Source organism: Cytophagales bacterium (assembly GCA_019456305.1).
Taxonomy (GTDB): domain Bacteria; phylum Bacteroidota; class Bacteroidia; order Cytophagales; family VRUD01; genus VRUD01.
Window position 1 is genome coordinate 1 of the sequence record VRUD01000010.1, and the last position, 25,013, is coordinate 25,013.

A 25,013-nucleotide genomic window follows, 5' to 3' on the forward strand; every position below is an offset into this window, starting at 1 on the left:
CAAAATTGTTGAAAGTTAGATGCTCCATTCCACCCGGTACCGATATAACCTTTGCTGCCAATAGAAAAACCGGCAGCGAAGCTCGTTGTCATTCCACCATAGTTTGCCTTTTGGGCCCAAGTATTACTGGTCCTATCATACTCCCAGAAGTCTTGTGTGATAGTTCCTATATCCCCGGTCCCAATATACCCTTTACTGCCTATTGAAAAACCAGTTGCCATGCGTCTTGCTGCACCCCCAAAGTTTGTCCTCTGTATCCAGGTGTTGCTGATCGTATCATATTCCCAGAAGTCTTGAAGGAAACAATTCGCCCCACAGCTATTCCCCGTGCCAATATATCCTTTGGGGCCGATGGAAAAGCCAACTGCTAAATACCTGGCCGTTCCGCCAAAGTTTGCCTTTTGGGCCCAATTATCCAAGATCGGATCATACTGCCAAAAATCTGTCCTGAAAGAGTCAACATCCGATCCGGTACCGATATACCCCTTGCTGCCGATAGAAAAGCCAACTGCCCCAGCCCTTGCAGTTCCACCAAAGTCTGCCTTAGATGTCCACGTATTGCTGCTCGTGTCATATTCCCAGAAATCCTGGTAGAGCGTTACTCCATCGCTACCTGTGCCGATATAGCCTTTGCTGCCGATAGAGAAGCCGACTGGGGCCGCCCTTACCGGCCCGCTAAGGTCTGCCTTCTGCGACCATGTGTTGCCAGGCATGTCATATTCCCAGAAATCTTTTTTGTAAGAACCATCATATCCTGTTCCGATATATCCTTTGTTGCCAATGGAAAACCCAACTGCTCCCCGCCTTGCGGTACCACCAAAGTTAGTTTTTTGGGTCCAGGTATTGCATTGGGCATAGGCCTCACCGCATCCTTCTCCTAAAAAGAGAGGAAAAAAAAGCAGGATTGACAAAAAAATGATTGATTTTTTCATAACTTTATTAATATCAATTTTTAGGTTGTATATTTTTTCTAACCAATAATCCAATTAGAACTCATCTGATAAAACCCCACTTAGCTTCTCATTCAGTTTGTCGCCATAGCGTTGATAAAGAAGATAATGAAAGGCTAGTTGAACCTCATCTGGATTATCGATCTCAAGGGAATACATGGGGTGTTCCTGTACGATGATGTGAAGACGTTCTCCTAACCAGGCATGGAGCGTTTTTTTTCCCTCTTGTTCGAAGAGCGTGCTCTGCCTTATTCCATAAATTGCTCCATCCATACTATATAATTTTGGATAATCCTGCTTTCGATAACCAGTATAACCAGTGAGGTATTGAGCAACTTCACCGGTGCTTTGGTCTTTAATAACCTTTGCCCATTCAGGCCTCAATCTTCCCTCCAGAGCGGTACAAATCGCGGTAGCATCAGGCAGTTCCTTAAAGCGTTTGATCACTTCATCAATCTGTCCTTCTTTTCTTATCGGCACATTACCCTGCATGGCGATCACTATGTCTGGCTTATATCCATCACGATCGTAGAGATGGCGGCATACGTGCCGGAATGCATCGTCAATGGCAGCTGTCGCTGTAGACAATTCAGCGGGTCGCTCAAAAAACTCAATATCATAGTTTTCAGCGATTTTCTTCAATTCAAGATCATTAGATGAGATCACTACACGATCAAGGAGCTTAGCTTGTAGCGCTGCCTCAATGGTATAGGCAAACATTGGTTTGCCCAGAAGTTCAAAATGATGTTTGTTTGGAAAACGCTTACTTCCTTTGCGTGCAGGAATGATGCCTAATACTTTCATCTAAAAAAATGCCTGAAATTTAAAATGCCTAAAATACTTAAAATTAAAAAGCAGTTAAAAATTTTAAGCATTTTAGGCATTTCTTAATTAAGGGCATCTCTAAAAACTACATATTTTTTAAAACACACCCCTTGCCCCTCTTGATAGAGGGGAATATATGGTGTAGTTTTTAGAGATGCCCTTAAGGAGGTTTACAGATCAGCTTTTGTTGCACCACGAACCATGGGTCTTTTCAGTTCCTGCTCTTCCCCGGTATGAGGGTGGCGGACAGTATTTTGAGCGCCAAGTTCTTTAATTGCCCACCAGGAGAGTTCAACAATCTCTTCATCGGGTAGATCACTGAAGTTGGTTCGTACATCTTCACCTTGCTCTCCTAAACGTATGAAATACTGTTCTATAATATCATCATCGGCCGGGCCTTTCTTTCCTGTTACTGACTTTCTGATCAGCCCCTTGTCGAGCGCTAATTGCCAAAATGTGGTAGCAGGATAGGCAGTAGTAAAGAATATCACTTCAGGATTTAAGCCAACTTTACGGCAAAAATCAACGGTTTCCTGCATGGTTTCACGCGTTTCGCCAGGTGAACCTATCATGAAAGAGCAGTCTGCGTAACCCAGTACACGTTGTGTCTCCTTAATAGCAATAACCATTTTTTCGAGTGTCTGGCCACTTTTGTCAATAGTTTTGAGAATAGTAGGGCTACCGGACTCAATGCCATAGCCGGCTTGCCGCATGCCGACTTCATAGGCTTGTTCCAGCATATTCGGCCTGCCATCACGTTTGGCGCGCAGTACATCATCAGCAATAATATTGGTTCGGCACGTGCAGCCCCACATCACTTCAAAACCCGTACTATTTTTACGCTGCCGCAATTCTTCACAAAATTCCAGTGCCCAGCGGTAATCGGTCATCAAAAGATCATCCAGAAAATGGATATAAACAACCTCATATCGCTCCTTCAGATACTGCATTTCGTCCACAACTTCCCGGGGACTTCGCAGCCGGTACAGCTTTCCGAGATAGGCGGCATAGCAGTAGTCACAAGCCCTTACTGCATAAGGACACCCGCGTGAAGCAATCATGGAGACACAGTACTTACCATCCTCAATGGCAGCTCCCTCCTTCCACTTGCTTTGCCAGTTAAGGTGTCCGACCGGGTTTGGCTTATATATTTCATCTATGGGCCATTCAGATCGCAGGGGCCAGGGCAAGTAATCCAAGCCTCGCTCCTTGGCCTGAACAGAGGGACGCTGCCCGTTGTTTTTAACTTCCCACTTCCCAGGTTTAATCTTATGCTTGTAGGCTATACCTTTCACACCTTCCAACGTTTCACCCGTCTCAAGCCGGTATAATACTTCGGAGAAGGTAACCTCTCCTTCCTCCTGTATGGTTACATCTATGGGAAGCCTTTCAATCATAAATTCAGCCATGGAGGAAGCGATGCCACCCCCCATGACGATGGGTACATCAGGGTAAACCTGTTTGCAAACCTCAGTAATCTGCTTGATGCGACTATATTGCGTGATAATTCCCCCTACACCGATAACGTCTGGCTTTTGTTTTTCCAATTTCCGGATAATCTGTGTCTGTACCCATTTGGAAAAGTGTTCTTTCGATCCATTGACTGGTCGTTTACGTTCAGCATTGAGGTCCAGAACATCCACATGATGACCATCCATAACTGCCACCGCACCAACATAGCCATGTCCGATCGGCATAATATTAGGATAAGACCACTCACGAATGGGGGCGTTTATCATGAGTACGTGTAATCCCTCTTCCCGTGGTTGAAAGAGCTTAAGAGAGTCATCCGTAGTGATACGCGGCCAATCGGGATTAAGGATCTCACCCATTGGACCAAATCTCTGATAAAACCTCTCAGGCATCTGGGTAGGAACGCCATTTGATCTTACCCGAGGCATTGGAACTGTGTCAATATTGTTCATCATGTTGATATAATTTAATTTTTACAAAGTTAAATAATTATTTAATAACTTACCAAATAAATTTATTTTATTTTTGCGTTGTCAATTTATTTTTAATGGATGTAGAATTTAAAATTTTTCTCTTATTGCATATATTATTAATTTGAGAAGAATTATCTTACAGGGTGAACATAAGAGTACATGAACACAATCATTTGCATATTCAGAGAACTCTCACAAAAAGATATTTATCACTTAAAAGGCTGTGATAAAAACAATACGATCATTTATTACGAAAACGAACGTTATTTGCCTGATTTCCTCAATGACCAAAAAAAAATAAAGATTGCTCTCTCCCGTGAACAACTTACTGAATTAAATAATATTTCTTTCCGGGAAGTAGTTGATTTCGGACACAGAACGTTTGTTGATAAGAAGGTGATTAAATGGCTTTCGTTTAATAACAGCAATGGGTGGTATTATATCAGGATTATCCTTTACTTCAGGTACAGGTATCAGTTGATAGAGATTGAAAAAGTATCCGCAGCATTAGCCAAAATAAAAGCAAACAAATACGAAGTAAATAAACTGGTTATCTTCACTTCTACACGTAATGTTAGTTTAATCCTTCCTGATACTGTAAATTCGGAAATAATATTGCCTTCAGGTGGTTTTAAAAAGGGGGCAATTTTCAATTTTGTTTCGGCATTTGCCTTAAGAGCCATCCAATCAGCAATAAAAATTCCCCAATTGTTAAATTCCGGAAAATATATTATCTTAGCCAACGCAGACACAGCACAACCGGTTTATAGTTTTACGAAGAAAAAGCTTGTAAAAGGCGATCAGAATATAGAATATTTACTGGAGCACACTTATAATGATAACGAATTTATATTTTTGTCAGAGCTTGCACCCCCTTCCCTTGATAATATAGAAAGAGAAAGAGCAGGGTTCAAATGGAAATATCCGATTAATAAATTTAAAAAAAAGACGTATAATTATGAATTCTTTTTATTGCTGGGACTTTTAAATCCATTGAATTATCAGAAGCTTATAAAATTTAAAAAACAACTAATTATATTTGAACACGAAGCAAAAGATAAATTTACAAAATGGGAGGATCGATTGATGGTGTTATGTATTGGTTCTACACGCAATATGATGTTATTGGCCTTATTCAGGGAGTTGTGTGCAAAAGTATTTTTGAAATTTGTAAAATGTAAAGCAATTATTGCAACTGTGGAACATACATTGACAGCAAAATCAATCATTAACATCGCCAGGCAAAATAAGGTTGTAACTTTTGGGATTCAGCATGGGATAATATATCCTTTTCACATGCATTATTATTACGTGGAACAAGACAAGGAATATGTTCCCTGGCCTGATTTTACGATTCTTTGGGGGAAACAATGGCAGAAAATTTTGACATCGGTTTCAACCTATCCTGTAAATGCGACAAAAGTATTAGGTCAGCTTAGAACAGATATTATTCCTTTTTTAAAAAATTTAAGAAAAAATCAAGTATTAAATAATTTTGACAGTAATAAACCCGTTATTTTGTATATTTCCCAGTCATCCCAGCAAGGTATGGGAGTTCAAAGAAAAAGAATTACTGAAGATTTCTTTAAATTGACAAAAAAATACCAGGATTACCAATTTATCATTAAACCACATCCTGGAGAAATTTATTTTGATTATTTTTACAATATTGCATCCGAAATAGGAACAAAAAACTTTCACATAGTTAATGAAGATTTATATAAATTATTGGCGATAAGTGATCTGGTGATCGTTTTTACCAGTACTGTTGGGGCAGAAGCAGTCTATTTTGAGAAAGATCTGATAGTAATTGATTATTATGATAATGACCTGTCAGGCTACGTGAAGGATAAGGTTGCATTTAAAGCCTCAAATTATCAAGAGCTTGAACTGTTAACAAGAGAAATAATTAGAGGAAATAAAAAAATCAATAATGAATTGCAAAAGGAATTTATATTAAGCAGAGCTAATAAAATTGATGGGAAAGTAACGAAACGATATGTGGATTTTATAAAAGCGAATGCTTGATAAGAAATGCTTAAAATGCCTAAAATTAATAAGAGCCAAAATTTTAGTTCATGGTTTTTGGTTATTAGTTTTAGTTATTTGGTTATTAGTTTTAGTTCATTGGTTCAATAGTTTGCTAATGCCGGACTCATGGCACGACCAACAAACTAAAAAACTATAACCATAAACTATCAAACCATAACCAAAAACTAACAACCAAAAACTAAATATTTAAAACATGTCACAAACAAACTTAAATCTTAATGGGAAATCCCTCTTAGTTACAGGGGGGACAGGTTCATTTGGGAAAAAATTCGTAGAGACTATATTAAAGCGTTATCCTAAAGTAAAACGTTTGGTTATTTTTTCCCGGGATGAATTGAAGCAATTTGAAATGGCGCAGGTTTTCCCTCATTCAAAATACAAAGCTATACGTTATTTTATAGGGGATATACGCGACAGGGAAAGATTATTGAGCGCTTTTGATGATATTGAGATTGTAATTCATGCTGCTGCGCTTAAACAGGTTCCCACCGCAGAATATAACCCGATGGAATACATTAAAACTAATGTTTTTGGTGCTGAGAATATCATTAATGCTTCTATAAAATGTGGCGTAAACAATGTAGTCGCCTTATCAACGGATAAGGCCGCAGCGCCTATTAATTTATATGGCGCTACGAAATTATGTTCTGACAAACTTTTTGTTGCTGCCAATAATGTTTCAGGGAAACATGATATTAAATATTCAGTGGTTAGATATGGAAATGTGATGGGTTCCAGGGGATCTGTCATACCATTTTTTCTTAACAAACGTCATGAGGGTATTTTGCCGGTTACAAGTAAAGATATGACCAGGTTTAATATCTCTCTTGAAGAATCAGTAGATTTGGTTTTATTTGCAATAGCTCATGCACAAGGCGGGGAAATATTCGTACCTAAAATCCCTTCATACAAAATTACTGATCTGGCTGCTGCCATTGGCCCTGATTGTGAACATAAAATAGTAGGGATAAGACCTGGTGAAAAGATACATGAAGAGATGATCACCACATCTGACGCTTTATCTACAGTAGATATTGGTAAATATTACGTTATTCTTCCTCAGAGCAGCAAAGTAAATATTAAGCATTATATTGATAAATACAAGGCAAAAAAAGTACCTGCAGGATTTAGCTATAACTCAGGGAATAATACTGAGTGGTTATCTGTGAAGCAAATCAGAGGTCTGATTAAAAAAAATATTGATCCTGAGTTTACTGTATGATAAACTGCAAAGATGTAAAAAAAAATATTTTCGAATGAAACCAATTCCCTACGGCAGACAACATATTAGTGATGATGACATATCAGTTGTAGAAAAAGTTTTAAGATCTGATTTCTTAACCCAGGGACCAAAAGTTCAACAGTTTGAAGGATCATTTGCTCAATATATTGGCTGCAAATATGCTGTAGCTGTTTCCAATGGTACGGCAGCATTGCATTTGAGTGCTTTAGCTCTATGCGTAAATGAAAAAAGTAAAGTGATCACTACACCTATCGGCTTTGCTGCTTCGGCTAATTGCGTGCGGTATTGTGGTGGGGAGGTGATTTTTGCTGATATTGACCGGGAAACTGTTTTGTTGGATATTAATAATGTAAAAGCGCTATTAGAAAGATTTCCACAAGGAACATATTGCGGCATTATTCCTGTTGATCTTGCAGGGTATCCTATAGACATGGAAGCCTTTCGTAAGCTTGCCGATGAATATGGTTTATGGATCATTGAAGATGCCTGCCATGCTCCGGGTGGATATTTTATAGATAGCAACGGGAGAAAGCAAAACTGCGGTAATGGTACCTATGCTGACCTTGCTGTTTTTTCATTCCATCCTGTAAAACATATTACTTGCGGTGAAGGGGGAATGATAACTACCAACAACAAAAAGTTGTATGATAAGTTAATAATACTAAGAACTCATGGGATCACCAAAGATCCTGGTTTGCTAAATGAGAATCACGGAGGATGGTATTATGAAATGCAGATGCTTGGATACAATTACAGACTATCGGATATGCATGCCGCTCTGGGTTTTTCACAATTAGAGCGTGCTGATAAGTACTTAAGAAAAAGGATAGATATCGCCAGAACTTACGACAAAGCATTTAAAGATTATCCCGTTAAAACGATTTCTGTAAACGACAATTGGTGCCATGCACTTCATTTATATATCATTCAGGTAGAAAGACGGGCAGCGTTATATGACCATTTACGGGCAAATAATATTTTTGCACAGGTACATTATATTCCTATACATTTGCAGCCATATTATCAAAGATCAGGCTTTAAAAAAGGAGATTTCACTCTGGCTGAAGCTTATTACGAGCAATGCTTAAGTTTGCCCATGTATCCTTCATTAAGTAAAGAGGAGCAAAATTATGTTATTGATACTTTATTAAATTTTTTTTAGTGATTATTTACAAATGAAAACAAAACAAATGGATTTCTGGTCGGGAAATTTTGGGAAAGAATATACTGAGAGGACTTTTTTCCCCGATTTAGATGAGTGGGATAAATTCCTTTTGGGTCGTTATGGGATCAAAAAAACTCAGATGTTTGAAGATTTCATAGGGTTATTAGATAAAGGCATTAAAATATTGGAAGTAGGTTGTAATACAGCAAATCAACTCAGAGCCTTACAACATTTAGGATTTACGAATTTGTATGGTATTGAGCTGCAGTGGTATGCAGTTGAAAAAGCTAAAAGTATTACCAAAAATATTAACATAATTCAATGTTCCGGTTTTGACACCCCCTTTAAAGATCAATATTTTGACCTTGTAATGACTAATGGCGTATTGATACATATCGCCCCAAAAGATTTGCCTGGATTTATGAACGAGATATACCGGTGTACTTCAAAATATATACTTGGTTTTGAATATTATGCTGATCAATTTACCAGCATAAACTACAGGGAGAACGTTGATCGCTTGTGGAAAGCTGATTACGCTAAAATCTATATTGATCAGTTTCCTGAATTAAAATTAATAAAAGAAAAAATTTATCCCTACATTATCGAATCAGAAAAGGACAATGAGGATTGTATGTTTTTGATATCTAAGTGAATGTATTAGAAATTTTAAAAATAACATATTATAATATTGCATTTGAACAAGAAAAAAGTCATATTCCGGGCAGACGGAAACAATGAAATTGGATTAGGGCATGTAATTCGTTCACTTGCCTTAGCCGATATGCTGAATGAAGAATTTGATTGCGTTTTTTTAATTCAAAAGCCAACACATTATTTAATTAGTCAAATTAATGAAGTTTGCAGCAAAGTATATGAATTACCCAAATCTTCTAATTATTTAACAGAAGCCGGAGACATAGCTGATAAATATTTGCAAGGGAATGAAATAGTTGTTTTAGATGGCTATGATTTTGATACTGCGTATCAAAAGGCAATAAAGCAAAAGGGAAATAAGCTGGTATGTATTGATGATATTCATACTAATCATTTTGTTGCTGATTTGGTTATAAATCATTCAGGCGGGATAAAAGCTGAAGAATATTCAATTGAGCCCTATACTAAACTTTGCCTGGGTACTGAATATGCTTTATTAAGAAAACCTTTTTTAGAAGAAGCAAAAAAAAAGAGGAAGATTGATGAAATAAAAAATGTGTTTATTTGTTTTGGCGGATCAGATAACTATAATATTACCGGCAAAGCTGTAGAAGCATGTTTGGGAATTAGTAAAATCAAAAGGATAAATGTAGTAATTGGGAGTATTAATAAAAATAGAGAGGAATTGGATGCCCTTTTAAAAAACAATAAAAATACTGACCGGGTATATTTATATTCCAGTTTAACTGCTAAACAGATGGCAGAATTAATGAAAAGATGCCAGTTAGGTATTAGTTCAGCCAGTAGTATTGCTTATGAGATATGTAGTGTTGGTATGGGACTTATTTGTGGCGCGTATGTCGATAATCAAAAAAACATCAACGATTTTTTGAGTAAATCAAAATGTAGTATAAGCATAGAAAACTTCAAGGATATTACAACAGACGAATTGCGTGATATTATTATGGATTGTGAAATTGATGTTCTAAACTCGCAAGTAATATTTCAAAAGAGTATTTTTAGAAATACAACCAATAATTTAAAAAAAGTTTTTTATAAATTATTTAATGAGTTCAATCTTAAAATCAGAAAAGCTTGCAATAAAGATTTAATCACATATTTCAATTGGGCAAATGATACTGAAGTTAGGAAAAATGCAATTAATTCGGCTACTATTTCACTTAATGATCACACCAAATGGTTTGAAAGTAAACTGAAAACTTTAACATCTTATCTCTATATTTGTGAACAGGAAGCTACTCCTATAGGTCAGGTAAGGTTTGATTTTGTGAAGTGGAAATATGTTATTGATTATTCGTTGGATAAAGAATATAGAGGCAAAAGCTTGGGTGAAGTAATAATAAAAATGACTATTGCAAAACTATGTGAAGAAAATGAAATTGTTTCACAACTTTATGCAGAAGTAAAAGAAGGGAATATTGCTTCATCGAAAGCTTTTTTGAATAATTCGTTCACCCTAACAGGAAAAAAACAAATCAAAAATATTTCTTATAATGTTTACCGGAAATCAAGAAAAAATGCATAATGTAACTATAGAAGGAATTACAATTGGGCAACAATACAAACCCTTCATCATTGCCGAAATGTCGGGAAATCATAATCAATCATTAGAAAGGGCTTTTAAAATAGTAGATGCTGCAGCAGAGGCAGGTGTTCATGCAATTAAATTGCAAACCTATACAGCTGATACCATGACCATGATGGGGTTGATTACCATCAATGCTCCAGGTTCCGCTTGGCACGGAAGAGAGTTGTATAACCTGTACAAAGAAGCACATACACCCTGGGAATGGCATAAAGATATTTTTAAACGCGCTAAAAAAAGAGGATTAATTGTATTCAGTACACCATTTGATGAGACAGCCGTGGATTTTTTAATGGAGTTGGATGCACCTGCTTATAAAATTGCTTCTTTTGAATGTACTCACATGCCCTTATTAAAAAAAATTGCAAAAACAGGAAAACCGGTTATTATGTCCACAGGGATGGCTACTTTGGCGGAAATTGAAGAATCAGTTAAGGTTTTGAGAGACGCTGGATGTAATGATTTAATTTTACTAAAATGTACAAGCAGCTACCCTGCTTCTCCGGTAGATTCAAACATTACAACAATTCCAAATTTAGCTGATAATTTCAACTGTATTGTTGGCTTATCAGACCATACCCTTGGAATAGGGGTTGCTGTTGCTTCTGTTGCATTGGGAGCAAGAGTTATTGAGAAACATTTTACATTGGATAGAACTGAAGGAGGTGTGGATTCAGCTTTTTCATTGGAACCAGATGAAATGAGAGCTTTAGTTAAAGAAACGAAAAATGCCTTTGATGCGCTTGGTCAAATAAAATATGGTACAACAAAGTCTGAGGAAAACAGTTTAAGGTTTAGAAGGTCAATATATGTTATAAAAGATATTAGAAAGGGCGAAGTCTTTACAAATAAAAACATAAAAATAATACGACCTGGAGATGGAATAGCCCCTAAATATATTGATTTAATTCTTGGGAAAAAAGCCAGGCAAGGTCTGAAAAGAGCAACGCCTTTAACATTTGATGTTTTATTATGACGTTTATAATTGTATCTGAGAAAAAGTGGAACTATAAAATGCCTGCTTATCTTCAGGCAAAACTCGGAGGGAATTGGTATCTGATAAATAAAAAACAAAATTTCAATGAAGCTTATCTTAACAGGTTAAAACCCGATAAAATTTTTATTCCACATTGGTCATATTTTATCCCTAATAATATTTATAGAAAATTCGAATGCATTGTATTTCACATGACGGATTTGCCTTATGGACGGGGTGGCAGCCCGTTACAAAATCTAATTGTACAAGGACATAAAAAAACAAAAATCTCTGCCTTAAGGGTAGTGGAAAAAATTGATGCCGGGGATGTATATTTAAAGAAAGAGCTATCTTTGAATGGAACGGCTGAGGAGGTATTTTATAGAGCTACTGACATTGTTGAGGAAATGATAGATGATATTATTACCAAAAACCTTATTCCCCATCCACAAGTTGGTAAACCAACTTATTTCAAAAGAAGAAAACAGGAAGAAAGCGACATGAAAGATTTAGAAAATCTCAATAATGTTTATGACTATATTCGCATGCTTGATGCTGAAGGATATCCAAAAGCATTTCTGGAAACCAAGCACTGCAGGTTTGACTTTTCAGTAGCTGAAAAGCATTCAAATTATGTAACAGCCCATGTTAGAATCATTAAAAAATAAAAAAATACTGGTAATTGCAGCCCACCCTGATGATGAAGTATTGGGATTAGGAGCAACTATGCACCGGCTCATTCATAATAGCAACTGTAAAATAGATTTAGTAATATTAGGGGAAGGAATTACTTCCAGGGCTGAACAACGAGACAGAAAGAAATGGAAAAAAGAGCTCGAAACACATCGCTCAAATATTAATAGGGCGGCATCCATAATAGGATATGATTCCGTTAAAACGTACGATTTCCCCGACAATCGCTTTGATGCAGTTGATTTGTTAGACATTGTTAAAGTTGTCGAAAAGGAGAAGAACAAATTTCAGCCCGAAGTGATATTTACGCATCATGGAGGTGACCTTAATATTGATCATCAAAGAACATTTGAGGCAGTTATAACAGCTACGCGCCCAATGGAAGGTGAAAACGTTAAAACAATTATTGCTTTTGAAACACCATCTTCTACAGAATGGCAGGCATCAAACCATCCCACTCCTTTTTTGCCTAATATGTTTTTTGAAGTTTCCATTGAAGATATTGAAGCCAAGATCAAAGGAATGGAATGTTATGAATATGAAACGAGAAAATACCCTCACCCCCGTTCTTCTGAAGCATTAGAAATACAAGCGAAGCGATGGGGGGTGGCAATAGGCAAAGATTATGCAGAGGCATTTATGTTAATAAGAGATATACTGTAATATTACATTTTAGTCATTTCTTCTTAGCGCATATATCCTCTCAATAATCTCAACCACTTTCAATCCCTCTATCGCATTTGTAGTTGCAACGGTTCCTCCCGTTAATGTATCTACCACATTTTGTATGATAAAATGATGGTTTGCTGCATTTCCTTTGTAACCGCCATAATCATTACCCGGATTAGATTGCAGCAATTCAGGTTTACCCTGTAAAATATTTTTAATTTCATAGGGCATTTTATAGTTTCTAATATGGCAGTATTCTATTTTATCCATATACTGGCCACCCACTTTTACGCTTCCATGCTCTGCAATGATGGTCATGCTACTCTCCAGATTTTTATCCCAGATAGAAGTAGAATAATTTATACTTCCAACCGCACCATTTACAAAATCAAATGTTACGATACCAGAGTCTTCAAACCCTATGATATTTTTATGGTTAAAGTTGTTGAACTTTGCTTTGATATTGGTTATATCACCAAAAAGCCAATGCATCATGTCAATAAAATGGCTGAATTGTGTAAATAAAGTGCCTCCATCTGTTTCCAGCACTCCTCTCCAGCTATTCTTTTTATAATACCTTTTATCTCTATTCCAAAAACAACTAATCTGTACCATAAAGATCTTGCCTAATATATCTTTTGATATAATATCTTTTAACCAGACAGAAGTAGGGCTGTACCGATTTTGCATTACACAAAATACAAGCTTTGAAACGCGAAGCGCTTTATCAATTATTTTCTCACAATCAGCTTTCGTGAGCGCCATGGGTTTTTCACAAACTACATGATAACCATGCTCCAATGCTTTTAAAGATTGAGCGACATGTTCATTATTCGGGGTACAAATGTTTGTTACATCTATTTCGAGATTTGATCTAAATACATCATCTATGGATTTAAAAAAAGGAACTTTGAACTCTTTATTTATTGAATCTTTCAGTGATGTATTAACATCAGCCATGGCCACCAATTCTGCCTCATCATTTCCACGGATCATTGCGGCATGTCTTTTACCAATATGCCCACAGCCTATTACTGCAAATTTTATTTTTTTATTCATATTTGGATTCATCTAAAACTGTTGACCGATTCAATTACATTATCTGTAATATATTGCAACTGCTCCTCATCCAATTCAGTATGCATTGGCAACGATAATACACGATTAGAAGTGCTTTCGCTGATCGGAAGATCGCCTTTTTTATAATTTAAGTATTTGTAAGCCGTTTGCAAATGTATTGGAGAAGGATAGTATATCATTGAAGGCACATTTTTAGAGCTCAGAATCTGTCTTATCGCGTCTCTGTTTGCTTCCGGGACCTGTATTGTATATTGATGGAAAACATGTGTAGATTTGCTACTTCTAAAAGGAACTTTGATCTCGCTTACTTCAGAAAAAGCCGCATCATAATATTTTGCTGCTGTTTGCCTTGCCTCAATGTATTCATCCAAATGTTTTAATTTGATCCTCAAAATAGCTGCCTGCATATTATCCAGGCGGGAATTGATACCGATTATTTCGTAATTATACTTTTCCCGTTGTCCATGATTAGCAATCAAATTTAACTTCTCTGCCAACTGATCATTATTTGTAAATATAGCCCCGCCATCTCCCATGCAGCCCAGGTTTTTAGAAGGAAAAAAAGAGGTGATCCCAACATCTCCAATAGTTCCTGCATATTTAAATGTACCATCGTTAAATCTATATTTTGCTCCTATTGCCTGGGCAGCATCTTCAATTACCTTTAAATCATGTTTCCGGGCAATATCCATGATATTGTCCATTTCACATTGCCCAAACAAATGAACCGGTAGGATTGCTGAGGTGTTTTTGTTGATCTTTGATTCTATATCTTTTGTTGAAATATTGAAAGTATCAGGGGAGACTTCTATAAATACCGGTTCATAGCCTAAAAAAGCGACCACTTCCACTGCTGCTACGTAGTTGAATGACGGAACAATGATCTGACTACCTTTCTTTAGATCTAAAGCCATGATCGCTATCTGCAGGGCGTCTGTACCGTTGGCACAGGGGATAACATGTTTAACGCCTAAATATTCTTGTAACTCTTCTTTAAAAGCACTTACTTCCGAACCAAAAATAAAAACAGACGAGTTAATTACATGCTGTATCGCTTTATCAACCTCTTGTTTGATCTTTTCATATTGACCATAAAGGTCAACCATCTTGATGGGATGCATATGTTATATTAAGTTAGGTGCTGCAAATATACAATTTGTTATAGTTTAATCGTATATTGCCACAGATGATAGAATATGAAATTTAATAAATGTTTAATAATAGTAGTATTCAGTTACCATCTACATCAACCATGAAATCAATAGCCGTTTTTACTTCCGGAGGCGATTCACCAGGCATGAATGCTTGTATCAGGGCAGTTGTCAGAGCTGGTATCTATAAAGGTTTAACTGTGGTTGGTATCAGAGGCGGGTATGAAGGAATGATAGAAGGTGATTTTATGGAAATGCAATCTGCTTCAGTAAGTAATATTGTCCAGAGAGGCGGTACGATTTTAAAATCATCCAGGAGCAGTCGATTTATGACTAACGATGGGATGAAACTGGCTTATGAGCAGTTAAAGAAAAATAACATTGATGGCGTAGTAGCCATTGGCGGGGATGGTACCTTTAAAGGTGCGGGGGAATTTTATACGTTCCAGCAGAGTCTCCTGTCTGCCCCGTCCCAGTCAGGGAAAGGGACTCTGCTGGAAAGAATTCCTTTTGTCGGCATACCAGGAACCATAGATAATGATCTCTACGGTACGGATTATACGATAGGATATGATACTGCCGTAAATACTGCCCTTGAAGCCATAGACAAGATAAGAGATACGGCAGATTCTCATCACCGCCTGTTCTTTATTGAAGTGATGGGAAAAGATGCCGGATTCATTGCCCTTAGAAGCGGCATAGCTGGAGGAGCTGAAGCAATACTGATCCCTGAAACCAAAACAGATATCAGTCAGTTAATAAAAACTCTAAAGGAAGGCTGGCAGCGTCATAAATATTCTATGATCGTAGTGGTAGCTGAGGGTGATGAGCAGGGCGGGGCTTTTGAAATTGCTAAAAAAGTGAAAGAAAAATTTACCCATTATGACACGCGGGTAACAGTCTTAGGACATCTGCAAAGAGGGGGCCGGCCTACGTGCCTTGACAGAGTATTAGCCAGCCGTTTGGGAGTTGCGGCTGTAGAAGCCCTGCTAAAAGGTGAAAAAAATATCATGGTAGGCATACAGCATTGGAATATTACTTATACCTCTTTTGATAAAGCTACAAAACATCATAAAGATATAAACCGGGAATTGTTCAATATGGTGAAGATTTTGGCGAGTTAACCCCTCTTTTTATCTGTCATTCCGAGTGCAGGGAAGGATATAGTGTAGGCGCGAACGAGGAATCTCCTCAATAATACGGTCATCTAATCAGTGTTACGTCCCCTTTCCTCGTATCATTTGTACCATCCACAAACTCCACTTCAAGATAATAAACAAACACAGTCATACCTTGTTCCTTTCGTCTTCCGCCAAAAGCAGCATGTTTTCCATCCCATCCAGCATACAAAGCTTCGTCTACATTACTGGTTTCATAAACTTTTTCTCCCCAGCGATTGTACACAGCTAAATAGATACTTTTTATACCTTTGCCTATTACTTTAAATCTATCATTCACATCATCACCATTTGGTGAAAAGGCGCTGGGTATAAAAAGCGATTTTTCAACGGTTAACGTAACAATCCTGCAGGCCGTATCAGTATCGCATGAATTAATGGCAGTTAAGCACACATTATAACTTCCAGGATTGGCATAAATATGTGCAGGATTTTGGATATTGTCTGTATTACCGTCATCAAAATTCCAGTACAAAGTAATAAAATTTGTAGATGAATCGAAGAAAGTAACTGTCAAATTGTTTGAATCAATAGTGTATCCGAAATACGCAGCCGGTGTTATGCAAGTTACAGTGATTGAATCACAGACAGTATATGAACCACAGGAGTTAATAGCAGTTAAACAGACCCAATAAGTCCCTGTATCAACATAGGTATGTATTGGATTTGTTGCAGTATCAAAGCTCAAATCTCCAAAATTCCAAAACAAACTTTCAGCATTTAATGATGAATCGGAGAAAATAACTGTCAGGTTTGTATCGGTAAAACTAAAATCAGCAATTGGTGGTATACATCCTGTTACAATAATGGTTACGGAAGCCATATTTTGACAACCATTTGAATCAGTAACAGTTACCCACCAGGTTGTGGTCTGAGGAGGCGTTGCAACAGGATTCTGTTTTGTTGAATCACTTAAACCTGCCCCCGGACTCCACAGATATGAAACTCCACCACCTGCATTCAACTGAACACTTGCACCAGGATTGATAGTAGTATCAGGATATGCATAAACAACAGGTAACGGATTTATAGCCACCATCACTGTATCTGTTCTCTGGCATGTACTGTCAAACGCGGTGATTAAATAGAGGGTGGTATCGGCCGGGCTGACAGTGATGGATGAATCTGTACTGATCGTGTCAGTTGGAGTAATTTCCAAAGTCCATAGATAAGATTGGCCTCCTGAAGCAATAAGAACTACACTATCTCCAATGCAGATAGTAGCCGGGTTTACATTAAGCGCTAATTCAGGTAAAACAGTAATTTTTACCGAGTCTATACCTGCACAACTGTTACTGTCTCTGACTGTCAATTGATAAGTAGTGGTATTTGCCGGGCTGGCAATTGGATTTGCTATGACACTATCATTCAGACTTGCACCTGGAGACCAGTTATAGACCAATCCTCCGCTACTGGTTAATTGCACTGAATCACCTAAACATATTTTCATATCTGTTCCTGCATCAACTACTGGCAAAGGGTTTACGGATACTGTTACATAAGCAATATCCGATGGACAAAAACCTGAAACAATAACCATATAGCTCGTAGTGGTATCCGGAACAGCAATTGGGTTTGAAATGGTATCATTACTTAATCCTGAGGAAGGACTCCAGTTGTAAAAAGTTCCACCGCTTGCAGACAACATCAGGCTATCACCTTTGCAAGTAGTGGTATCTGGCGTTACGAAAGCCGCTATTGTATCTTCAACACTAATGGTTAACGAATCAATACCCTGACAGTTATTTGTGTCGGTAACTGTAACATACCAGGTTGTAGTTGTATCAGGGCTTGCCAATGGATCAGCAATGGTATCATTGCTTAATCCAATAGCCGGGCTCCAGCTATAATTAGTACCTCCGGTGGCATTGAGCTGAATACTTTCACCCTGGCAAATTACTGTATCAGGCCATGCAGCAGCTATTGGCAGGATATTTACAGTAATTGTTACCGAATCTGTATTGATACACCCGTTGTTATCCGTTACAGCCAATACATAAGTTATTGTATCTGCAGGTTTTGCGTATGGATTGGCTATGATGCTATCGCTTAATCCTGTTGTTGGATTCCAGTAATAAAATATTCCACCACTTCCTGATAACTGGATTGAATCACCTAAACATATTTTCATATCAGTTCCTGCATTGACTATGGGCAAAGAGTTTACCGATACTGTTACAAAAGCAGTATCTGCTTTACAACCTGTGGAAGATACTATTACCTTATAAGTAGTGGTTGTATCCGGTTTAGCTATCGGGTTAGGGATAAGCGTATCATTTAAACCTTTAGAAGGAATCCAAACATGGGAAGTGCCAGCAGAAGCATACAATTGCACCGAGTCATACAAGCATATTGTAGTATCAGCCCATGCATTGGCAATTAGATTTGGAAGGACAGTGATGGTTTTGCTGAAAGTATCCGGACAAAGACTGTCTTTAGCTATAAGCGTAACCGTATAAACACCGGCCGTATCAAAAGTGATGGATACATTGGCGCTGGTATCATAAAAGACAGCATTTAATCGCCACTCATAGTCAGTTGTGTTAATGCTGGTATTGATGAAAAACAGGGTGGTGCTGTCGCATATTAATGTGTCGTTTACTGTAAAAGAAGCAGAGATGTTACACGAAACAAGGGCACAGGTATTATTAATTGGACAAGAAACCTGCCATTTAGGATCGTTGATGTCAAACCCCGGAGTTTTGCCTAAATAACCATCATTGCCTGTTATGGAATGATCTGTTACAATTTGTCCTGAATTAGCATTCAGTCTCCAATATCCTATTAATCCTGTTAGGCTGTCACATAAAAGCTTATCCATATTATCCTGAATTTCTTGTTGTGTTCTTGCAATATTCCAAATTCTTACCTCTTGAATATAGCCATGAAAAGGAGTAGACCAGGCTGCAGGATCATCCCAGCCGATTAATAACGAATCATTTGTAGTAATATCTTGAATCCCTGCGTATGTACTCGCGGCCAATTGACCATCTATATATATTTTAAGTGTATCATCAATTGATCTTACGGATGCAATATGGTGGCAGGTATTGTCTCGAACATCCTGACTGGTTATGAAATAATTTACATCAGCTAATCGCATATAAGGTGCACCAAGAGTATTTAAACCCAGCAAAAATCCAGTATACTCATCCGGGAATCCAGGAGTGGGGTTTCTATTAGAGAGTATTTGAGGATAAAAGTCTTGAACCGGGTCTGCTTTGATCCATGCTTCAAGTGTAAAATCACCTGTTCCTAAATCATAGACAGGAATGTATGGTATATGTACTACATCATTTGTACCGTCAAAAAATAACCCTATAGAATCAGTTTGAATAACCAGATTGCTTACTACATTTATCACAGCGCTCCCCGAAGCCACCCCTGCACAGAATGAATCACTCACTGCCGTCAAAGTATAAGTAGTAGTATCGGTAGGAGAAACTGTAAAGTAGTAAGGTGTTGTGGTAATACCATTGATCGTTGTAGAAGTTACTCCATCAAAATAAGTAATGCTCCATGGGGGCACTCCTGTAAGATCTACCTGCAGCGTGGCAGATCCGCCCACAATAATGGTAGCAGAGCCGCTCAGCACACCCGTTGGCAGTGCAACAGTAATGTAAGCAGTTTCGGTTAGAGTATCCGAACCATTGGCATTGGTAACGATCAAAGTAACGTTATACACTCCCGAAGCGCTGTAGGTGACTGATGGGTTTTGAGCAGTTGAGGCAGCAGGAGCGCCTCCCGGGAAAGACCACGACCAGGAAGTGGGATTGTTGGTACTTAAGTCAGTGAAATTTACCGTAACACCCGGACAGATGTAGTCAAAATCCACTGTAAAAGCTGCCATGGGGGCATTGATCACACAATTGCTGCTGTTTAAGGCATTCATTGGTCCTGGCCCGCAGCTATTCGCAACCGTACTTTGAGTCATCACGTACAATCCACCGGCTATATCGCTGACAGGGTCTAAAATTCTTTTGGCAGAACCGGATCCTAAGGCGTAGTGCATTACTTTAGCTGAAGCAATGATGTGGCCGAGCTGGTGCCCGTGTCCCAACTCGTGCAAGGCAACCGTTTCAAAATCATATTGACCTGATACGGGCAAGGCAGGTCCGAATTGCCAGTTGGTGCCGTCATTGAATACAATATCCAGTTCGTCAACGTACCATTCTCCGCAATAGCTCCAAAACGAGTAATTAACGCCCAACACACCAAGAGGCAATTCAGTCCCGTTATCAAATCTTACGATGTTGATACCATCTTTGCCCACTGCATCAACCAGGGTGGAATCCCCCACATACCAATTGATAAAAGTCTCGCATCTCCACGTTTCCAGAGCCCTTTCAAAAGATCCTTTTGCAGCAATATTATTAGCAAAATCAACATGCATCTGCCAGGTATAACCTCCTGTTCCATTATCATCTACATGATCGGGCTGGTAAGCAACGCCCCCGGTAACTACATTTAATTGTGAATAATCTACGGTTAAAATGCTGCCGCTTGTGCCACTCTGTCCGGCACCATTTTGCACTATGATGGTACCTGTACCGGCACGGGTTGGTACATATACTTCAATCAAAGTATCTGTCCAGCTTATGTATTGTGAAGATAAGGGAGTGGTATTAAGTGATCCTCCATAGTTAGCATCTTTGAAAAGTACCTTTCCAGTTCCCTGTGATGCTCCAAAATTTGAGCCTGTAATTGTCAGTAAACTATTTGTCCCTGCTGTGATGGGGTTGGGGGTGAAGTTTACGATAACGGGCTGGAGTATTTTTTGATTATTTTTTGTTTCTTTGACATTATTTTTCCAATTGAATTTTTGTATATTAATATATCCCTTCTGTCCCCCCGAGTAGAGACGCCCAATTTGGGCGTCTCTACTCGGGGGAACAATATCCTGGTATAAATCATCAATATTTTCATAAGATTGAAAAGGAGAAGATGCACTGCCATTTTCTAAATTGTACCTAAAAAATCCTTGTGGCCCGGCATAAGGTTCAAATAACAAGCCTTTCAGACCTACGAGGTTTTTAATCCCGAGTACTCGGGATAGGAAAAAAATTCCCACATCCCCGATTTCCAGTTCAATTGAGGGGTAAACCTTTACCATTTCATTGCCAACGATGCCTCCCGGTGTGATAAGTTTTATGTAATTTCCTTTAATTTGCGGCTTTAAAGCCGTTTTTCTAAAAATCTTGTAGATTTCAATGGTGTGGATGGTATAAATATTTGTGTGATCTTGCCAAACGCTGTGCTGATCAATTACTTTACCTTCTATAATAAAAGAAGAATTTTGGACTTTTTGCTGAAAGGGTATTTCGTATAAGAGACAACCTTGTGCAAAAGTGTCCGCAGGTCTGATTAGTAATCCGTTTAAAAAAAACAATAAAATTGCAGTATAAAGGAATATCCTGAAAATCATAGATACAAATTTAACATTTTATTTTATTTTTGCAAATTTAAAGTTGTATTTATATCTTATTGAGCAGGATAATAATCTTTTATAAACCCCTTTCGATAAATGAAAAATGAATCATGTTGGTGCGGGAAGAGATCATATTTAATATTCTCACAATTCCGAACTAAAATATTTCAGCCGCAGAAATCCTTAAAGCTTAAAATTGTAAAATGTGATCAATGTGATACAGTCAGGATGCTTGACAATTCTATTGAAGGTGAACCTGATTACGAATCCAGCTACAATTACAACCAGATTGGTGGGAGGCACTTTCGAACAATTTCTATTATCGATAAATATGCAACAGGTAAAAGCATTCTTGATATTGGCTGTAATACAGGTATTCTTTTAAACGAAATTAAACAAAAAATTCCAAGGTTAAAATATTTTAAAGGTATAGATCTTGATTCTCGTGCAATTGAAATGGGTATTATAAAATACAATCTTGATTTAGAGGCTAAAGCTGTTGAAGGATTAAATGGTAAATTTGATAATATCGTTTTATGTCATACGCTGGAACATGTATTAAATTTACCCGAATTTTTAAAAATACTTAATGATCTGTTGAATCCCGGAGGAATGTTATTTATTTCTGTTCCTAATATTCAATCCTTAGCTGCATCCCGATTACCCGGGATAAGATTCTGGGGCGCGTTAGCGCCTCAATACCATGTTTGGTATTTTGATGAAGCTTCCCTGAGTAAATGTTTCCACGATTTACTTCCCAATTATAAACCACTGCACACTTCTACCTTTTTTATATGGAAACCTATATTTTACCCAAATTTTTACTGGTCATATTTAAAAAAGCGTGGTAAGATACAAAAATGGGAAACGAAAATGAAAGGAGATCAGCTTGACTTTGTTGTATCTAAACCCCAATCCTAAATTCAAATATATATTATCATGGCTGTTGTGCGTCATGCTAAGAGAAACGACAGTGCTAATAATAAACATCAAAAAATAGACAGACAGAATGCTTTTTAACTCTATTGACTTTGCGATTTTCTTACCGATTGTATTTATACTTTATTGGTTTGTAACAAACAAGAATCTAAAACTTCAGAATCTTCTAATAATTGCTGCGAGCTACTTATTTTATGGCTGGTGGGACTGGAGATTTCTGTCGTTGATACTTTTTAGTACCATTGTTGACTATTCAGTTGGACTTGGACTTTTAAAACAAGAAAATCAGACAAAAAGAAAAGTTTTACTTTGGACAAGTATTATAGTAAACCTTGGATTTCTTGGGTTCTTTAAATATTACAACTTTTTCTTAGACAACTTTACAACAGCTTTTTCATTCTTTGGAACAGAAATAAAAGCCAGCTCACTAAATATTATTTTGCCCGTAGGTATTAGCTTTTATACTTTCCAAACCTTGAGCTACACTATTGATGTTTACAAACGAAAATTTCAACCGACAAAAGACTTCATTGCATATTCAGCATTTGTTAGTTTCTTTCCGCAATTGGTAGCCGGACCTATTGAAAGGGCAACACATTTACTTCCCCAGTTTTATAAAAAGCGGACATTTGATTATTCAAAAGCAGTTGACGGAATGCGTCAAATTCTGTGGGGGTTATTTAAAAAAATTGTGATTGCAGATAACTGTGCTGAATACGCGAATTTGATTTTCAACAATTCAGCAGACTATTCAGGCAGTACATTGGTTTTGGGTGCTTTATTTTTCACCTTTCAAATTTATGGTGACTTTTCAGGCTATTCAGACATTGCAATTGGAACTTCCCGACTTTTCGGTTTTGACCTAATGCGTAATTTTAATTTTCCATATTTTTCAAGAGACATTGCAGAATTTTGGAGACGTTGGCATATTTCGCTCTCAACTTGGTTTCGGGATTATCTTTATATTCCTTTAGGTGGTAGTCGCGGTGGCACTTGGATGAAAGTTAGAAATACTTTTGCTATTTTTATTGTGAGCGGTTTTTGGCACGGTGCGAATTGGACATTTATTGTTTGGGGTGCGTTGAATGCAATTTATTTTTTACCTCTATTACTGACAAAAAATAATCGAAACAATTTAGGCATAGTTGCACAAGGTAAAATTCTTCCATCGTTCAAAGAGTTTTTGCTAATTCTTTTAACATTTTCTTTAACAGTTTTTGCTTGGATATTTTTTAGGGCAAATAATATTGGGCATGCAATAAGTTACATAGCAGAAATTTTATCGCCTTCAATTTTCACCATGCCAAAATTTGCTGGAATGCCAAAAGCCTTAACAACAATAATTCTTGTTGGAATTTTTGTCTTAATTGAATGGAAAGGAAGGGAAGGGCAATATGCAATTGCTCATTTAGGAATTAAATGGAAACGCCCTTTAAGATATGCTATATATTATGCAATTATAATTGCAATATTTTGGTTTGGCGGAAAAAAACAACAATTTATTTATTTTCAATTTTAAAAGGTCTAAAAAGAATGAAGAAATTTATTATAAAAGCAATTTGGTTTATAATACCGTTTTTCTTGATTGTGATATTAGGATTGGTTTTACCAACTACTCCCAGAGCTTCTAAATCATTTTTAATGTCAGCTAATAAAAAAGATTCTCTTTTACAAAATGTTCCATCGCCAAGAATTATTTTTGTAGGTGGCTCCAACCTTAGTTTTGGTTTAAACAGTAAAATAATAAAAAATTCTTTAAATATTAATCCTATTAATACTGCAATAAGCGCTTCAATCGATTTGAAATTTATGATGGATAATGCTTTACAGTATATAAAAAAGGGTGATATAATTGTTCTTGTTCTAGAATATAGTTATTTTCACCGCGATGTTAATTCGGGCTCTGAAGAATTGTCACGTGCAATATTTGATGTAAATATATCTAAAATTAATTTATTAAATAGCACTCAACTTATAAACATAATTCTTTTCATGCCTAAATATGCATTATCAAAATATAAAATTACTGAATATATAAATGTAAAGGAAAGCGATGTTTATTCCGTTAATTCATCTAATGAATTTGGTGACACTTACACTCATTGGAATATGCAGCAACAAAAATTCCCTCCTTTTGAACAAATTAATACCCCGTTTAATTTTGAAATCATCGAAAAAATCAAGGAATTTCATTCTGCAATTAAAGAAAAAGGCGCTTCACTTTATTTATCTTATCCAGGATTTCAAGCTACTTCCTTTAATAACTCAATAGAACAAATTCATAAAGTTGAACAAGAACTTAAAAAAACGGATTTAACAATTCTGGGAACAGCAGAACGATACAAAATACCAGATTCTATGATGTTTAATACACCTTATCATTTAAATAAAAATGGAGTAGATTACAGAACAAAAATGTTTATAGAAGATTTTAATAACGCCATTCGGTAACCTA

The 25,013-nt window shown here is 37.1% G+C and carries 18 protein-coding genes; 12 read left to right on the forward strand and 6 right to left on the reverse strand.

The annotated features are described in order from the left end of the window. The 3 genes from FVQ77_03370 to FVQ77_03380 all read right to left on the reverse strand — a co-directional run. A partial coding sequence (locus tag FVQ77_03370) for a galactose oxidase (protein ID MBW8049381.1) occupies positions 1-932 on the reverse strand: 932 nt, incomplete at its 3' end. Positions 933-986: 54 nt separating this feature from the next. Further along, on the reverse strand, positions 987-1,754 hold the full coding sequence (locus FVQ77_03375; protein MBW8049382.1) for an acylneuraminate cytidylyltransferase family protein: 768 nt from the start codon (positions 1,752-1,754) through the stop codon (positions 987-989). Between the two features lie 191 nt (positions 1,755-1,945). Then, the gene (locus FVQ77_03380; GenBank protein MBW8049383.1) at positions 1,946-3,703 is read right to left on the reverse strand and encodes a B12-binding domain-containing radical SAM protein; all 1,758 of its coding nucleotides are present in this window, start codon (positions 3,701-3,703) and stop codon (positions 1,946-1,948) included. 177 nt (positions 3,704-3,880) lie between these two features. Here FVQ77_03380 and FVQ77_03385 point away from each other — a divergent pair, with 177 nt between their 5' ends. The 8 genes from FVQ77_03385 (at position 3,881) to FVQ77_03420 (ending at position 12,776) form a co-directional block, all read left to right on the forward strand. Beyond that, on the forward strand, positions 3,881-5,749 hold the full coding sequence (locus tag FVQ77_03385; protein MBW8049384.1) for a hypothetical protein: 1,869 nt from the start codon (positions 3,881-3,883) through the stop codon (positions 5,747-5,749). 217 nt (positions 5,750-5,966) lie between these two features. Then, on the forward strand, positions 5,967-6,995 hold the full coding sequence (gene pseB / locus FVQ77_03390; GenBank protein MBW8049385.1) for a UDP-N-acetylglucosamine 4,6-dehydratase (inverting): 1,029 nt from the start codon (positions 5,967-5,969) through the stop codon (positions 6,993-6,995). Between the two features lie 34 nt (positions 6,996-7,029). After that, complete coding sequence (gene pseC, locus FVQ77_03395; protein MBW8049386.1) at positions 7,030-8,178, forward strand: UDP-4-amino-4,6-dideoxy-N-acetyl-beta-L-altrosamine transaminase; 1,149 nt, start codon at positions 7,030-7,032, stop codon at positions 8,176-8,178. Between the two features lie 13 nt (positions 8,179-8,191). After that, positions 8,192-8,836 (forward strand): methyltransferase domain-containing protein, encoded by a 645-nt coding sequence (locus FVQ77_03400; GenBank protein ID MBW8049387.1) that lies wholly within the window; start codon positions 8,192-8,194, stop codon positions 8,834-8,836. A gap of 129 nt (positions 8,837-8,965) precedes the next feature. Continuing rightward, positions 8,966-10,384: a UDP-2,4-diacetamido-2,4,6-trideoxy-beta-L-altropyranose hydrolase gene (gene pseG, locus FVQ77_03405; protein MBW8049388.1), complete on the forward strand. Its 1,419-nt coding sequence runs from the start codon at positions 8,966-8,968 to the stop codon at positions 10,382-10,384. Further along, positions 10,377-11,420, forward strand: a complete 1,044-nt coding sequence (gene pseI / locus FVQ77_03410; GenBank protein MBW8049389.1) for a pseudaminic acid synthase — start codon at positions 10,377-10,379, stop codon at positions 11,418-11,420. Before pseG ends, pseI begins: the two co-directional genes overlap by 8 nt. Positions 11,421-11,458: 38 nt before the next feature. Next, positions 11,459-12,088 (forward strand): methionyl-tRNA formyltransferase, encoded by a 630-nt coding sequence (locus FVQ77_03415; protein ID MBW8049390.1) that lies wholly within the window; start codon positions 11,459-11,461, stop codon positions 12,086-12,088. Beyond that, entirely contained in the window at positions 12,066-12,776 is a 711-nt protein-coding gene (locus FVQ77_03420; GenBank protein MBW8049391.1) for a PIG-L family deacetylase, read from the forward strand. Before FVQ77_03415 ends, FVQ77_03420 begins: the two co-directional genes overlap by 23 nt. Before the next feature lie 9 nt (positions 12,777-12,785). Here the strand turns inward: FVQ77_03420 and FVQ77_03425 are convergent, their stop codons facing one another. Then, a complete protein-coding gene (locus FVQ77_03425) occupies positions 12,786-13,841 on the reverse strand; it encodes a Gfo/Idh/MocA family oxidoreductase (protein MBW8049392.1) in 1,056 nt (351 codons plus the stop codon). 8 nt (positions 13,842-13,849) lie between these two features. Next, positions 13,850-14,983 carry a DegT/DnrJ/EryC1/StrS family aminotransferase gene (locus FVQ77_03430; GenBank protein ID MBW8049393.1) on the reverse strand — a complete coding sequence of 378 codons (1,134 nt, stop codon included), beginning with the start codon at positions 14,981-14,983 and terminating at the stop codon, positions 13,850-13,852. 131 nt (positions 14,984-15,114) lie between these two features. Between FVQ77_03430 and pfkA the strand changes: the two genes are divergently transcribed. Next, positions 15,115-16,137: a 6-phosphofructokinase gene (gene pfkA, locus FVQ77_03435; protein ID MBW8049394.1), complete on the forward strand. Its 1,023-nt coding sequence runs from the start codon at positions 15,115-15,117 to the stop codon at positions 16,135-16,137. Between the two features lie 79 nt (positions 16,138-16,216). Here pfkA and FVQ77_03440 read toward each other — a convergent pair whose 3' ends face one another. After that, complete coding sequence (locus FVQ77_03440) at positions 16,217-21,616, reverse strand: PKD domain-containing protein (protein MBW8049395.1); 5,400 nt, start codon at positions 21,614-21,616, stop codon at positions 16,217-16,219. Between the two features lie 99 nt (positions 21,617-21,715). Between FVQ77_03440 and FVQ77_03445 the strand changes: the two genes are divergently transcribed. The 3 genes from FVQ77_03445 to FVQ77_03455 all read left to right on the forward strand — a co-directional run bounded on the left by FVQ77_03445 (position 21,716) and on the right by FVQ77_03455 (position 25,009). Continuing rightward, positions 21,716-22,540 (forward strand): class I SAM-dependent methyltransferase, encoded by an 825-nt coding sequence (locus FVQ77_03445; GenBank protein MBW8049396.1) that lies wholly within the window; start codon positions 21,716-21,718, stop codon positions 22,538-22,540. Positions 22,541-22,628: 88 nt separating this feature from the next. After that, positions 22,629-24,077 (forward strand): MBOAT family protein, encoded by a 1,449-nt coding sequence (locus FVQ77_03450; protein MBW8049397.1) that lies wholly within the window; start codon positions 22,629-22,631, stop codon positions 24,075-24,077. A gap of 14 nt (positions 24,078-24,091) precedes the next feature. Further along, the gene (locus FVQ77_03455; protein ID MBW8049398.1) at positions 24,092-25,009 is read left to right on the forward strand and encodes a hypothetical protein; all 918 of its coding nucleotides are present in this window, start codon (positions 24,092-24,094) and stop codon (positions 25,007-25,009) included. Positions 25,010-25,013: the final 4 nt, after the last annotated feature.

Bases quoted from the DNA above. Each gene is read 5' to 3' on its own strand.
- FVQ77_03375 (MBW8049382.1), bottom strand. From the start codon at position 1,754: ATGAAAGTATTAGGCATCATTCCTGCACGCAAAGGAAGTAAGCGTTTT.
- FVQ77_03380 (MBW8049383.1), bottom strand. From the start codon at position 3,703: ATGATGAACAATATTGACACAGTTCCAATGCCTCGGGTAAGATCAAAT.
- FVQ77_03385 (MBW8049384.1), top strand. From the start codon at position 3,881: ATGAACACAATCATTTGCATATTCAGAGAACTCTCACAAAAAGATATT.
- pseB (MBW8049385.1), top strand. From the start codon at position 5,967: ATGTCACAAACAAACTTAAATCTTAATGGGAAATCCCTCTTAGTTACA.
- pseC (MBW8049386.1), top strand. From the start codon at position 7,030: ATGAAACCAATTCCCTACGGCAGACAACATATTAGTGATGATGACATA.
- FVQ77_03400 (MBW8049387.1), top strand. From the start codon at position 8,192: ATGAAAACAAAACAAATGGATTTCTGGTCGGGAAATTTTGGGAAAGAA.
- pseG (MBW8049388.1), top strand. From the start codon at position 8,966: ATGCTGAATGAAGAATTTGATTGCGTTTTTTTAATTCAAAAGCCAACA.
- pseI (MBW8049389.1), top strand. From the start codon at position 10,377: ATGCATAATGTAACTATAGAAGGAATTACAATTGGGCAACAATACAAA.
- FVQ77_03415 (MBW8049390.1), top strand. From the start codon at position 11,459: ATGCCTGCTTATCTTCAGGCAAAACTCGGAGGGAATTGGTATCTGATA.
- FVQ77_03420 (MBW8049391.1), top strand. From the start codon at position 12,066: ATGTTAGAATCATTAAAAAATAAAAAAATACTGGTAATTGCAGCCCAC.
- FVQ77_03425 (MBW8049392.1), bottom strand. From the start codon at position 13,841: ATGAATAAAAAAATAAAATTTGCAGTAATAGGCTGTGGGCATATTGGT.
- FVQ77_03430 (MBW8049393.1), bottom strand. From the start codon at position 14,983: ATGCATCCCATCAAGATGGTTGACCTTTATGGTCAATATGAAAAGATC.
- pfkA (MBW8049394.1), top strand. From the start codon at position 15,115: ATGAAATCAATAGCCGTTTTTACTTCCGGAGGCGATTCACCAGGCATG.
- FVQ77_03440 (MBW8049395.1), bottom strand. From the start codon at position 21,616: ATGATTTTCAGGATATTCCTTTATACTGCAATTTTATTGTTTTTTTTA.
- FVQ77_03445 (MBW8049396.1), top strand. From the start codon at position 21,716: ATGAAAAATGAATCATGTTGGTGCGGGAAGAGATCATATTTAATATTC.
- FVQ77_03450 (MBW8049397.1), top strand. From the start codon at position 22,629: ATGCTTTTTAACTCTATTGACTTTGCGATTTTCTTACCGATTGTATTT.
- FVQ77_03455 (MBW8049398.1), top strand. From the start codon at position 24,092: ATGAAGAAATTTATTATAAAAGCAATTTGGTTTATAATACCGTTTTTC.